General features: G+C 61.1%; 13 protein-coding genes. 4 read left to right on the forward strand and 9 right to left on the reverse strand.

Annotation, left to right across the window (positions count from 1 at the left end; genetic code table 11):
* Positions 1–5 precede the first annotated feature (5 nt).
* Genes ASE36_RS01130 through ribH form a run of 3 tightly spaced genes read right to left on the reverse strand, consistent with a single transcriptional unit; the run spans position 6 to position 2,184 of the window.
* Positions 6–1,232 (reverse strand): MFS transporter, encoded by a 1,227-nt coding sequence (locus ASE36_RS01130; protein WP_062274757.1) that lies wholly within the window; start codon positions 1,230–1,232, stop codon positions 6–8.
* 10 nt (positions 1,233–1,242) lie between these two features.
* Positions 1,243–1,722 carry a transcription antitermination factor NusB gene (nusB, locus tag ASE36_RS01135; protein WP_062274760.1) on the reverse strand — a complete coding sequence of 160 codons (480 nt, stop codon included), beginning with the start codon at positions 1,720–1,722 and terminating at the stop codon, positions 1,243–1,245.
* 3 nt (positions 1,723–1,725) lie between these two features.
* Entirely contained in the window at positions 1,726–2,184 is a 459-nt protein-coding gene (ribH, locus tag ASE36_RS01140) for a 6,7-dimethyl-8-ribityllumazine synthase (protein WP_062274763.1), read from the reverse strand.
* Between the two features lie 327 nt (positions 2,185–2,511).
* Here ribH and ASE36_RS01145 point away from each other — a divergent pair, with 327 nt between their 5' ends.
* Positions 2,512–2,871 (forward strand): hypothetical protein, encoded by a 360-nt coding sequence (locus ASE36_RS01145; protein ID WP_062277797.1) that lies wholly within the window; start codon positions 2,512–2,514, stop codon positions 2,869–2,871.
* 223 nt (positions 2,872–3,094) lie between these two features.
* Here the strand turns inward: ASE36_RS01145 and ribD are convergent, their stop codons facing one another.
* The 6 genes from ribD to ASE36_RS01175 form a co-directional block, all read right to left on the reverse strand.
* Positions 3,095–4,183 carry a bifunctional diaminohydroxyphosphoribosylaminopyrimidine deaminase/5-amino-6-(5-phosphoribosylamino)uracil reductase RibD gene (gene ribD, locus ASE36_RS01150; RefSeq protein ID WP_062274766.1) on the reverse strand — a complete coding sequence of 363 codons (1,089 nt, stop codon included), beginning with the start codon at positions 4,181–4,183 and terminating at the stop codon, positions 3,095–3,097.
* A 3-nt stretch (positions 4,184–4,186) separates the two neighbouring features.
* The gene (gene nrdR / locus ASE36_RS01155) at positions 4,187–4,663 is read right to left on the reverse strand and encodes a transcriptional regulator NrdR (protein WP_062274768.1); all 477 of its coding nucleotides are present in this window, start codon (positions 4,661–4,663) and stop codon (positions 4,187–4,189) included.
* A gap of 11 nt (positions 4,664–4,674) precedes the next feature.
* A complete protein-coding gene (gene glyA, locus ASE36_RS01160) occupies positions 4,675–5,964 on the reverse strand; it encodes a serine hydroxymethyltransferase (RefSeq protein WP_062274771.1) in 1,290 nt (429 codons plus the stop codon).
* Between the two features lie 193 nt (positions 5,965–6,157).
* Positions 6,158–7,486, reverse strand: a complete 1,329-nt coding sequence (locus ASE36_RS01165) for a L,D-transpeptidase family protein (protein ID WP_062277800.1) — start codon at positions 7,484–7,486, stop codon at positions 6,158–6,160.
* A gap of 301 nt (positions 7,487–7,787) precedes the next feature.
* Positions 7,788–8,297, reverse strand: a complete 510-nt coding sequence (gene ldtR / locus ASE36_RS01170; protein WP_062274774.1) for a transcriptional regulator LdtR — start codon at positions 8,295–8,297, stop codon at positions 7,788–7,790.
* A gap of 132 nt (positions 8,298–8,429) precedes the next feature.
* Positions 8,430–8,867: a DUF6163 family protein gene (locus ASE36_RS01175; RefSeq protein ID WP_062274777.1), complete on the reverse strand. Its 438-nt coding sequence runs from the start codon at positions 8,865–8,867 to the stop codon at positions 8,430–8,432.
* Between the two features lie 164 nt (positions 8,868–9,031).
* On the opposite strand from ASE36_RS01175, the gene hemB reads away from it, so the two are divergent.
* The 3 genes from hemB (at position 9,032) to ASE36_RS01190 (ending at position 11,462) form a co-directional block, all read left to right on the forward strand.
* Positions 9,032–10,048: a porphobilinogen synthase gene (gene hemB / locus ASE36_RS01180; protein ID WP_062274779.1), complete on the forward strand. Its 1,017-nt coding sequence runs from the start codon at positions 9,032–9,034 to the stop codon at positions 10,046–10,048.
* A gap of 69 nt (positions 10,049–10,117) precedes the next feature.
* Positions 10,118–10,576 carry an RDD family protein gene (locus tag ASE36_RS01185; RefSeq protein ID WP_062274782.1) on the forward strand — a complete coding sequence of 153 codons (459 nt, stop codon included), beginning with the start codon at positions 10,118–10,120 and terminating at the stop codon, positions 10,574–10,576.
* A 124-nt stretch (positions 10,577–10,700) separates the two neighbouring features.
* On the forward strand, positions 10,701–11,462 hold the full coding sequence (locus ASE36_RS01190) for an arginyltransferase (protein ID WP_062274785.1): 762 nt from the start codon (positions 10,701–10,703) through the stop codon (positions 11,460–11,462).
* Positions 11,463–11,506: the final 44 nt, after the last annotated feature.

An 11,506-nucleotide genomic window follows, 5' to 3' on the forward strand; every position in this document is an offset into this window, starting at 1 on the left:
GGAACTTAGGCAGGGCGGCGGGAGACTGCACGCAGCTGTAGCAGAATGAGTACGAGGCACAGGAGCGTGACGGGCCAGACCAGAAGATTCATCACCGACCAGCCATAGGCGGTGAAGACCTTGCCAGAGGAGAAGGACGAGAGCGCCACTGTCGAGAAGAGGATGATGTCGTGGAAGCCCTGCACCTTGTCCGCCTCGGACGGACGGTAACTGGAGGCAACGATTGCGGTTGCACCGATGAAGCCGAAATTCCAGCCAATCCCGAGCAGCACCAGAGCGCCCCAGAAGTTCCACAGCGCGATGCCCCAATGGGCGACGACGGCGCAAGCCATCAGGATCAGGAGCCCCACGGCCACTATCTTTTCCGGTCCGAAACGGCTGATCAGCACACCGGTGAAGAAGCTCGGGGCGAACATTGCAATGACGTGCCACTGGATGCCGAGGGTGGCGAGATCGGACGAGAAGCCACAGCCGACGACCATGGCGAGCGGCGCGCCGGTCATCATGAAGGTCATCAGGGCATAGGTGCCGATGCCGCAGACCATGCCGGTCATGAAGCGGCGCGTCATGACGATTTCGCGCAGCGGACGGGTTGGCTCGCTTGCGGTCCCCGCCTTGCTGACAAGCGGTGGCAGCTTGAGGAAGAACAACACGGCGATCGCGCAGAGCAAGAGCGGCACGAGGCCGAGAAAGGCGCCGGCGAATGTGACGGGTGCAAGCGCATCCTTGAGCCAGATGGCGATCTGCGGCCCGACAATTGCGGAGACGATGCCGGCCGCCAGGATCCAGGAAATCGCCTTGCCCTTGTAAAAGCTCGGCGATGCATCGGCGGCGGCAAAGCGGATCTTTTGGGTGAAGCCGCCCGAAAGCCCCATCAACACGAGAGAAAAGGCAAAGAGCCAGAAATCCGAGCGGATCAGCGCGAAGGCGGCAAGTGCACTGCCCAGCGCGCCCGCAAGAGCGCCGACCATGAAGCTTTCGCGGCGCCCGAGGAAGCGCGAGGCGGTCGCCACGGCAATGGCGCCGGCGGCTACGCCGATGTTGAAGCCGGTGAGCGGTGCTGTTGCCAGCGACTTGTCGGCGCCCAGCATCTGGAAGCCGGCGAGACCGCCGACCGAAAAGGCAAGTGGCGGGGCAGAGCCGAGGATCGCCTGGGCGACGGCGAGCAGACCGACATTTCGCCTGGCTGTCGACAATTGCCCATCCAGCCCGGCCATAGTCGCTCCGCTCATGTCACTCACCTTATTTCTGCGCCGGGGCGCGAACCTGCTTTGCAATGCGGTCGAGAACGGCGTTGACCAGTCTCGGCTCGTCGTCCGGGAAGAAGGCCTGCGCGATCTCGACATATTCCGTCACGATGACCGCGATCGGGACATCCTTGCGCTCGATCAGTTCGAAGGCGCCGGCGCGCAGAATAGCGCGGACCGTGCTGTCCATGCGCGACAGCGACCAGTCGTCCTGCAGGGACTGACGGATCAGCGGATCGATCTTGGTCTGATCCCGCACAACCCCGGCGACGATCGACCGGAACCAGGAGGCATCCGCCTTCAGATAGGTTTCGCCGTCGACTTCTTGGCCGAGCCTGTGGATTTCATATTCGGCCACCACTTCGAGAACACCCGAACCGGCAATGTCCATCTGGTAGAGGGCCTGGACGGCAGCGAGGCGCGCTGCACCGCGCTGGTTTGCCGGTTTTACCGGATGCTTGTCTTCGTCCGACATCACTCAGCCACCCAGCTTCTTCTTCAAGGCGATCATCGAGAGGGCCGCGCGTGCAGCAAAGCCGCCCTTGTCCTTATCGGAACGACGGACCCGTGCCCAGGCCTGATCGTCGTTCTCGACGGTCATGATGCCATTGCCGATCGCCAGCGATTCCGAAACCGCCAGATCCATCAGCGCACGCGAGGATTCGCTGGCGACGATGTCGAAATGGTAGGTCTCGCCGCGAATGACCATGCCGAGTGCGACAAAGCCGTCATACTGCGTGCCCTCATCATCGGCCGCATCGAGCGCCATGGCGATGGCCGGCGGGATTTCCAGCGCGCCCGGCACGGTGATGACGTCGTAGGTCGCGCCGGCCTCTTCCAGAGCATATTTTGCACCGTCCAGCAGAGCGTCCGACATGTCGTCATAGAAGCGCGCCTCGACGATCAGCAAATGCGGCGAAGCCGTCTTGTTTACCATGGTCAGATCCTGATCCTGAATGTGATTGCGGCGCTGTGGCCGCCAGAAACGCGGTCAAACCATGCCGTCCGGTGGAAGGCAAGCATTTTTCCATCACGACAGCTGCGCCTGACACGCACGGCTTTGCCGGCAGAAGGTCCACTTGCGCCGCAGCTGTTGTTCCAGCCTCTCTAATGCAGGCAGAAATCGGGCGTGTATCATGAAGAAAGTTTAATGGAATTCAGTAGCTTAAGATCTGGAAACGGACATGGTTTAATACCAGTTTCTTTTCTGCAAGCGCGCGACGGAATCCCCCGCCATCGCTCCATGCTCGAAAGGATGAAGACCATGAACCGCTTTGCAACCCTTTTCAGTGCCTCCGCTCTCTCGACGATCGCCTTCGGTGCAGACAGCTATGCTGCCATGCCGCACCCGGGCACTGCGTCCGAGCAGCAAATCGAAACCACGATCACCAGGCTTTCTCCCAGCGCGTATAACGTGGTCCTGATCGACTCGATCCGGGATGATCATAGCGAACCACCATTCGCTCATGTCACGCCGCAATCGCATGAGGCACGCCTCGTCCAGGCCTCGGTCATTGCCAATCCGGCGCTGTCGCGCAAGCTGCAGGCCCAGAATGTCGAACTCGACAATATCGTCGGGGCCGAAACCGCGGCAGACGGAAGCGTCACCTTCTATCTCCGCTGATCCAGAACCTCACCTGTCTGCGGACCCCGTGCAGCCGGCGCGGGGTCTGGCCGCTGAAGCGAGGGCGGAACAATTCCACGACCTTTCGTGTTTCCGATCTACGAAAGAGGCCCAGGCGCTCTTTCACTCACCGGATAAAGGAGGCTCCCATGGGTCGTGGTATTCTTATGTGGCTGGTCGGCGTGCCGATCCCGATCATCATTCTGATCATGCTGTTCTGGCGCTAAAGCCAGGCAGAAACCGGCAGCCGCTCCAGGATCTGCCGGCTATCCCGGCCGAAGCTTTGCTCTTCCAGAAGCACGAAGCCTGCCGGGCGAAATTCTCGGGTGATGGGGGACGCGATGCCCCCCTCCCCGACGACGGCGTCTCCCGTATAAAGATGGATGCGATCGACCAGGCCTTGCGCCAGCAGATCGCCCGCAACACGCGCTCCACCTTCCACCATCAATGAGGATATCCCCCGTTCCGCGAGGATATGCAGAAGGTGTTCGAGCCCCGTGGTCTCCACGATCTCCACCCCCAGACCTTCCAGCGCCTTACGGTTGCCGATGGCCGAAGGTGCGACCGCCAGCAGCACCGGCACGTCTCTTGCTGTTTTGGCCATCTTGGATGACGGCGGAAGTTCGGCGCGGCGGTCAAGCACGATCCTGATCGGAGAGGCTCCTTCCAGGCCGGGCAACCGCACCGTCAGCTCCGGATCGTCGGCCAATGCGGTACCGATACCAACAAGAATGGCATCGCTCGCCGCCCGCAGCCGGTGCACCTCTTCCTTGGATTGAGCGCCCGTGATGGCGATCTGTCCCGCCCCCAGTCTGCCCAACATGCCATCGGAGGATACAGCAAGTTTCAGAGTCACTTGCGGACGTCCCTTCGTCTGACGCGTCAGGTAGCCGCCCATGGCGCGACGCGCTTCCTTCTGGAGAATTCCGATCGTGACCTCGATGTCGGCATCGGCGAGGATCTTCAGGCCCTGACCGGAGACGCGCGGATCCGGGTCAGCCACGGCGACTACTACCCGCGCAATGCCGGCAGCGACGATCGCGTTTGCACAAGGGGGCGTTTTGCCGTGGTGGGAACAGGGTTCGAGGGTGACATAGGCCGTCGCACCGCGCGCTTCGTCGCCGGCTTCGGCGAGTGCCTGGGGCTCTGCATGGGGGCGGCCACCCGGCGCCGTAACACCGCGACCAACAACCTTACCATCCTTGACGATCAGGCAACCGACGGATGGATTGGAGCCGGTCTGGCCGACATGCTGTAGAGAGAGCGCGATTGCCTCGCGCATGAAGGCTTCGTCGGTCGCCGTGATCGACACGGCCTAGTCCGCAACGCTGTCGCGCGAGATCTTTGCATTGATCTCGGCAATCACGTTCTCGAAATCCTCAGCATGGGAGAAATCGCGATAGACCGAGGCGTAGCGCACGAAGGCGACGTCATCGAGTGTCTTCAGGGCTTCGAGCACCTGGAGGCCGATTTCTTCCGAGGAAATTTCCGTCTCACCTGAACTTTCGAGGCGACGGACGATGCCGGACACGGCCCGCTCGATGCGCTCGTTGTCAACAGGCCGTTTGCGCAGCGCGATCTGGAAAGACCGCACCAGCTTGTCGCGGGCAAAGGGGGCCTTGCGGCCGGTCTTCTTGAGGACCATCAGCTCACGCAGCTGCACCCGTTCGAATGTGGTGAAGCGACCGCCGCAATCGGGGCAGATCCGCCGCCGGCGAATGGAGGTGTTATCCTCCGCCGGCCGCGAATCCTTCACCTGGGTCTCGTCCGAGCCACAAAAAGGGCAGCGCATCAGCCTTTGCCTTACATGTAAGGGTACATGGGGAAGCGGTCCGTCAGGGCCACAACCTTGTCACGCACGGCCGCTTCAACCGAAGCATTGCCTTCGTCGGAATTGGCAACCTTCAGACCGTCGAGCACTTCAACGATCAGGTTGCCGATTTCCTTGAACTCGGCTTCCTTGAAGCCGCGGGTCGTGCCGGCCGGCGTGCCGAGACGGATGCCCGAGGTGACGAAGGGCTTTTCCGGGTCGAAGGGGATGCCGTTCTTGTTGCAGGTGATGTAGGCGCGGCCGAGGCCGGCTTCCGCACGCTTGCCTGTTGCATTCTTCTTGCGAAGGTCGACCAGCATCAGGTGGTTGTCGGTACCGCCGGAGACGATATCGAGATTGTGGCTGATGAGAGTTTCAGCCAGCGTCTTGGCGTTCTTGACGACCTGAGCGGCGTAATCCTTGAATTCCGGCTTCAGCGCTTCACCAAAAGCAACGGCTTTTGCCGCGATGACATGCATCAGCGGACCGCCCTGGAGGCCCGGAAAAACGGCCGAGTTGAACTTCTTTGCCAGATCCTCGTCGTTCGTCAGGATCATGCCGCCGCGCGGGCCGCGCAGCGACTTGTGGGTCGTGGAGGTCGCGACGTGGCAATGCGGGAACGGCGACGGATGCTGGCCACCGGCTACGAGGCCGGCGATGTGAGCCATGTCGACCATGAGGTAAGCGCCGACCGAATCGGCGATCTCGCGGAAACGCTTCCAGTCCCAGGTGCGGGAATAGGCGGTGCCGCCGGCGATGATCAGCTTCGGCTTGTGCTGCTCGGCCTTCTTGGCCACATCTTCCATGTCGAGCTGGTGGTCGTCTTCACGCACGCCGTAGGAGACGACGTTGAACCACTTGCCGGACATGTTGACCGGCGAACCATGGGTCAGGTGACCGCCCGAGTTCAGGTCGAGGCCCATGAAGGTGTCGCCTGGCTGCAGGAGCGCCAGGAAGACGGCCTGGTTCATTTGGCTACCGGAGTTCGGCTGGACGTTGGCGAAGTTGACGCCGAAGAGCTTCTTGGCGCGTTCGATCGCGAGTTCTTCGGCGATGTCGACGAACTGGCAGCCGCCGTAATAGCGCTTGCCCGGATATCCCTCGGCATACTTGTTCGTCATGATCGAGCCCTGGGCTTCGAGCACGGCGCGCGAGACGATGTTTTCAGAAGCGATCAGTTCGATCTCGTGGCGTTGACGACCGAGTTCTTTCTCGATCGCACCGAAAATCTCCGGATCGGTATCGGCGAGAGAACGAGAAAAGAAGGCATCGTTGTTCGACATGATCGCTGGCTCCTCAAAAGCGTTTGATGCTGTGGGGTCTTAAACTTCCGCAGTCACGAGAGCAATACGGAGAACGACATTTGCGGATCAATTGGCGCGCCCATTGGGCTGTGGCCTGCGACAAATAGACAAAGCCGCGCCCGGAGGACGCGGCTTGCGATGTCAATCATCATTCGGGCATCAACCGGCCTGCTTATTGCGGCAGAATGTCATCATCAATGGAGCCGCTTGCCTGCTCCTGGCCGATATTGGTCTGCAGCGCCAGCTGCGCGTCGCCATCCAGCTGGTAGATATCGTCGCGGAACTGGACGACTCCCTGCTTGGGCGACCAGGCGGTGAGATAGACCCAGTGCACGCCGATCTCGTCTGCCACCTTGATGGGGGTGTTGACGCGGCTTGCAATGACACGTTCGATCTGCTGGCGGTTCCAGCCGGGCGTATTCTTGAGAACCCAGACGACGACGTCGCGGACGTTCTGGATACGCACGCAGCCCGAGGATTCGAAGCGCATCAGCTTGTTGAACAGGCCTTGGGTGGGCGTGTCGTGCATGTAGACGCCATCAGGGCTCGGGAAGTTGATCTTCGTCGACGACATCGCGTTGATCTTGCCGGGGTCCTGGCGGAAGGTCAGGTTCGGGGCCTTAGGCGCGAACCAGTCCACGCTTTCAGGCGCTACTTCGTTGCCGTTGCCGTCGATCAGGCGGATGGCGTTGCGCGTCAGATAGGTCGGATCCTTCTGCATCAGCGGCACGATGTCCTTCTCGACGATCGAGCGCGGTGCTGTCCAGTAGGGATTGAGGATGATGTCGGAGACCTTGGAGCTGACGAGCGGCGACGGGCGGCTGATGCGGCCGACGATCGCCGTGTTGCGCAGAGCGACCTGGTCACTTTCGACGGCTTCCACATAGGCCGCCGGAATGTTGACGACGATGTAGCGGTTCTCCAGCGGCTTTGCGAGCGTGTCCTGCAGGCGCTGGAAGTTGACGTTCAGCTGGTTGAGCCGCATGTCGGCTGGAATATTGAGCGCCTTCAGCGTGAATTCACCGATCACACCATCTTCCGGCAGACCGTGACGGGCCTGGAAGCGCTTGACGGCCCCGTCGACATAGCTGTCGAAGGAATTCGACATGCCGGCTTCCTGCGGCAGGTCGCCGGCGACCATCAGGCGCTGGCGCAGGGCCTGGACCGACGGATCGGTGACGCCAAGCTGCAGCTTGACCGAAGGATTGACCTGGGGCCAGCCGCCGTTCGAGACGATCATCTGGTACTGGCCGATGGCCTGCTGAATGTTCATCAGGCTGGTGGGGCTGAGCATCGCGGTGTTGGACACAACCGTCGCGGTCGTGCGCGACGCCTGCGCATCGAACTGATCGTCCCAGTTGCCGCGGCGCGGAGCATTGATCAATTCGTCCACCGCCGTCTGTGCAGCGGCCTGACCGGCGATAGCCGCGACACCCATTGCAGCAGCACCGCGCAGCAACGACCGCCGTGAAAGATCAACGATTCCCGTTTTCTTCGACATATTCCCTACCGTTTCATCCTGAACCAGAACCAGACGCATACCGCTTCATGGTTAACAAAGCGCCGCCAAAAGGACGTGCCAGCTCGTTGTTGGGTGTTTGGGAGGCGACAAGGCCGCACACTCCGCTCGCCCGGCGGTCCCATATCAATATGGCCAATTCGTGTCACCAAGAGGTTGTGTCACGAGAGCGTGTCCAAGGACCAAAACCTTGTGACCGACAAACGACAAAACCGGCCGCTTCACGAGGAAGCGTCCGGTTTGGTGCGGTGGATCGCGGTCTGGAGGTCGGCGAGCGGAAAGCTCAGAGGCGGTACAAAATCTGGTCGTTCCAGAAGCGGTCGAGGCGTTGCAGGAGCTTGTTCATCTGGGTGAACTCGTCGGTGCCGATGCCGCCGACCTTCTGGATCGAGCCGATGTGGCGCTCATAGAGCTTGGCAACGGTTTCGGCGACTTCCTGGCCGGCATCCGTCAGGCTGATGCGGACCGAGCGACGATCGACACGCGAGCGCTGGTGGTTGATGAAGCCGAGGTCGACGAGCTTCTTGACGTTGTAGGAAACGTTCGAGCCGAGGTAGTAGCCGCGCGAGCGCAGTTCACCGGCGGTCAGTTCGGCATTGCCGATGTTGAAGAGGAGCAGCGCCTGGATGGCGTTGACGTCGGAGCGACCCTTGCGGTCGAACTCGTCCTTGATGACATCGAGAAGGCGGCGGTGGAGACGTTCCACCAGGTGCAGGGATTCCAGGTAGAGCGAGCGGATTGCTTCTTCCTGCGGATCAAGGGGGGCGGCCTGCGGCTTGAGCTTCGTGTTCATATCGATCTGCCTCACTGTTTTGTTTGGCGGTGTTGGTTTTTTCTCCCGCCTTGATGAGGACAGTATCCAATGCGCATAAAATTCTATTTAAAACGCAGGCTTAACAGAGGCTTACCAAAGCCCGTCCTGGGATCAGGGTAAATCAACGGTTAGCGTCTCCCGCTTGTGTCTGCTTTCGAGCCACAACGCCAGGCGGAAGGCCAGGTAAAGTACCGCCACGGAAACATGCATCACGATGGCCAACATATTGCTGCCGAAGATATCGGGCCAGACGGAAAACATCAGGACCTGGCCGCCCGCTGCAATCAGCCACATCACCGGCCCCCACGAGCCGGTGAGCCACAGACCGAGGGCGGCGACCGGGAAGACGACGGCAAGCCCAGCCGCTGCGACGCGCCAGGGCAGAGACAAGAGATCAAAGCGTCCGAGCCCGCCATGGCTATAGCCGACGAGCATGCCCCAATATTGCAGGCCGAACCAAAGGCAGGCGAGCGCCACGAGCCGCAGGAACAGAATATAGATGAACTCCGTCAGGCTGCGGAGAGACGTGGTCGGCGAATCAGCTTCCATGGCGTCCAAGATAGGGCCTCCCCCTGACGACCGCCAGCAGCAGCAGACCGCACTTTCCTTGCGCTTGCGCTTGCGACACACGGTCGTTTTGCAAGCGGCGGGCGGCATGTTATCAGCAGCAACCAAAGACGGCAAAAGACGAAGACCAGATCAAGGACGAGACGATGACGGACAAGACCCATTCCGTGGATGACGTGACCGGCCATCGGCGCATGCGGCGCCTGCGCAAGGCAGACTGGCAGCGGCGCATGGTGCAGGAGAACCGGCTGACCGTCGACGATCTGATCTGGCCGATCTTCGTCGTGCCCGGCAGCGGCATCATGGACCCGATTGCCGCTATGCCCGGAGTTTTCAGGATGAGCGTCGACAAGGCGGTGGAGGCGGCGAAGGAAGCGGCTGATCTCGGCATTCCTGCGATCGCCACCTTCCCGAATGTCGAGATGGGTCTGCGGGACGAAACCGGTTCGCATATCCTCGTTGCCGACAACCTGATCAACCAGACCACGGCTGCGATCAAGAAGGCCGTGCCCAATATCGGCATCATCACCGACGTGGCGCTCGACCCCTTCACCAGCCATGGGCATGACGGGATTTTGCGTGAAGGCGAGATCGTCAATGACGAGACGGTCGACCAGCTGGTGCGGGCAGCCGTGGCCCAGGCCGATGCCGGCTCCGACGTCATTGCGCCCTCGGACATGATGGACGGGCGCATCGGTGCGATCCGCCGCGGGCTCGATGCTGCCGGGCACCAGGCGGTCGGCATCATGTCCTATGCCACGAAGTTTGCCTCCTGCTATTATGGCCCGTACCGAGAAGCGATTTCGACCAGCGGCCTGCTGAAGGGCGACAAGAAGACCTATTACATCGACCCCGCCAACGGCACGGAAGCGATCCGGGATGCCGCGCTCGATGTCGAGGAAGGCGCCGACATGTTGATGGTCAAGCCAGGCCTTCCTTATCTCGATATCTGCTGGCGCATGAAGGAAGCCTTCGGGCTTCCGGTCTTTGCCTATCAGGTGTCGGGTGAGTACAGCCAGATCAAGGCGGCCGCCGCCAATGGCTGGATCGATGGCGAGCGGGCCATGCTGGAAACGCTGCTCTGCTTCAAGCGGGCCGGCTGTGACGGCATCCTTACCTATTTCGCCGTCGAGGTGGCCCGTCACCTCGCACGCAAGGGATGACGCCTGACGGATTATTGTATTCGTCCCGGGAATTCCCATATCTGGGGAACAACCAAAGGAGTTCCGCCCATGAGCCTCGACAGTAATTCGTCCTATGCCGCCCCCGAAGACTGGCGCGCCTATAGCGGCGTGCTGTCGCGCAGGGTGTTCGCCTTTATCGTCGACTACCTGTTCATCGGTCTCCTGTGGATCCCGGCAGCCGTGGTCGTGTTCTTCCTCGGCATCCTGACGCTGGGGCTGGGCTGGTTTCTCTATCCGATCCTGTTTTTCGTCGTGGCCGGTCTCTATTTTGGCATGTCGCTCGCGGGTCCCTCGCAAGCCACGCCCGGCATGCGGATGATGGGTATTGCCATGGTCCGCCTGGATGGACGCAAGCTCGACTTCATCACCGCCATCGCACATCTGGCGCTGTTCTGGATCCTGAACTCGGTGCTGACGCCCCTTATCCTGCTGGCGGGTCTCTTCATCGAGCGCTCGCGCCTGGTGCACGATCTGCTCGTCGGGACGGCAACCGTCCGCACCTACTGAAACTTTTCCTCGTCCAGCGTCTTTAAGAAAACACTCCGGGATCAACCCGGAGTGTTGACGTTTTGCATTCTTGCGCCATCCTAGTCTCAGAGATGACGTGACAGAGGATTCTCTTCGGCGACAGATGAATACCCAGACCTCCCCCTCCCCGCAGTTTTATCTCACGGCCGCCGCGCCGTGCCCCTATCTGCCGGACGAATTGGAGCGGAAGGTCTTCACGCATATGGTCGGCCCCCGGGCCACCGAAATGAACGATCTCCTCACCCAGGGCGGCTTTCGCCGGTCGCAGAACATCGCTTACCGCCCTGCCTGCGAGGCCTGTCGTGCTTGCGTCTCTGTGCGGGTGCTGGTCAAGGAATTTGAGGCAAGCCGGGCGTTCCGGCGCGTGGAAGCGACCAATCGCGACCTCGTCTCCACGGTTTTTCCAGCGCAGCCTTCCACCGAACAGTTTTCCCTCTTCCGCCGCTATCTCGATGCCCGCCACCAGCAGGGCGGCATGTCGGACATGTCTGCGCTCGATTATGCGATCATGGTCGAGGACAGCCATGTGCAGACAAGGATCATCGAATACCGGCTGCGCAGCCCAGGCGACGGTGTTTCGGCGCAGCCGCGCGGCGAACTCGTCGCGGTTGCCCTCTCCGACCTGATGAGCGACGGGCTGTCGATGGTCTATTCGTTTTACAATCCGGAAATGGAGAAGCGGTCCCTCGGCACGATGATGGTGCTCGACCACATCCGTCGCGCCCAGACGCTGGGCCTGCCGCATGTCTATCTTGGCTATTGGGTGCGGGGATCGCAAAAGATGGGCTATAAGACCCGCTTTCAGCCGCAGGAGCACCTGATGAACCAGGGCTGGACTCGGTTTTCGTCTGACATGGAAGAATGACGCTGGCCCCGCGTTGCGCCTCAAATATGGACATTAAGGCCAAC

It is taken from the genome of Rhizobium sp. Root274 (genome assembly GCF_001429245.1).
Lineage (GTDB): Bacteria > Pseudomonadota > Alphaproteobacteria > Rhizobiales > Rhizobiaceae > Allorhizobium.

Coding starts and splice junctions, on each gene's coding strand:
- ASE36_RS01130 (WP_062274757.1), bottom strand. CDS start 1,232: ATGAGCGGAGCGACTATGGCCGGGCTGGATGGGCAATTGTCGACAGCC.
- nusB (WP_062274760.1), bottom strand. CDS start 1,722: ATGTCGGACGAAGACAAGCATCCGGTAAAACCGGCAAACCAGCGCGGT.
- ribH (WP_062274763.1), bottom strand. CDS start 2,184: ATGGTAAACAAGACGGCTTCGCCGCATTTGCTGATCGTCGAGGCGCGC.
- ASE36_RS01145 (WP_062277797.1), top strand. CDS start 2,512: ATGAACCGCTTTGCAACCCTTTTCAGTGCCTCCGCTCTCTCGACGATC.
- nrdR (WP_062274768.1), bottom strand. CDS start 4,663: ATGCGCTGCCCTTTTTGTGGCTCGGACGAGACCCAGGTGAAGGATTCG.
- glyA (WP_062274771.1), bottom strand. CDS start 5,964: ATGTCGAACAACGATGCCTTCTTTTCTCGTTCTCTCGCCGATACCGAT.
- ASE36_RS01165 (WP_062277800.1), bottom strand. CDS start 7,486: ATGTCGAAGAAAACGGGAATCGTTGATCTTTCACGGCGGTCGTTGCTG.
- ldtR (WP_062274774.1), bottom strand. CDS start 8,297: ATGAACACGAAGCTCAAGCCGCAGGCCGCCCCCCTTGATCCGCAGGAA.
- ASE36_RS01175 (WP_062274777.1), bottom strand. CDS start 8,867: ATGGAAGCTGATTCGCCGACCACGTCTCTCCGCAGCCTGACGGAGTTC.
- hemB (WP_062274779.1), top strand. CDS start 9,032: ATGACGGACAAGACCCATTCCGTGGATGACGTGACCGGCCATCGGCGC.
- ASE36_RS01185 (WP_062274782.1), top strand. CDS start 10,118: ATGAGCCTCGACAGTAATTCGTCCTATGCCGCCCCCGAAGACTGGCGC.
- ASE36_RS01190 (WP_062274785.1), top strand. CDS start 10,701: ATGAATACCCAGACCTCCCCCTCCCCGCAGTTTTATCTCACGGCCGCC.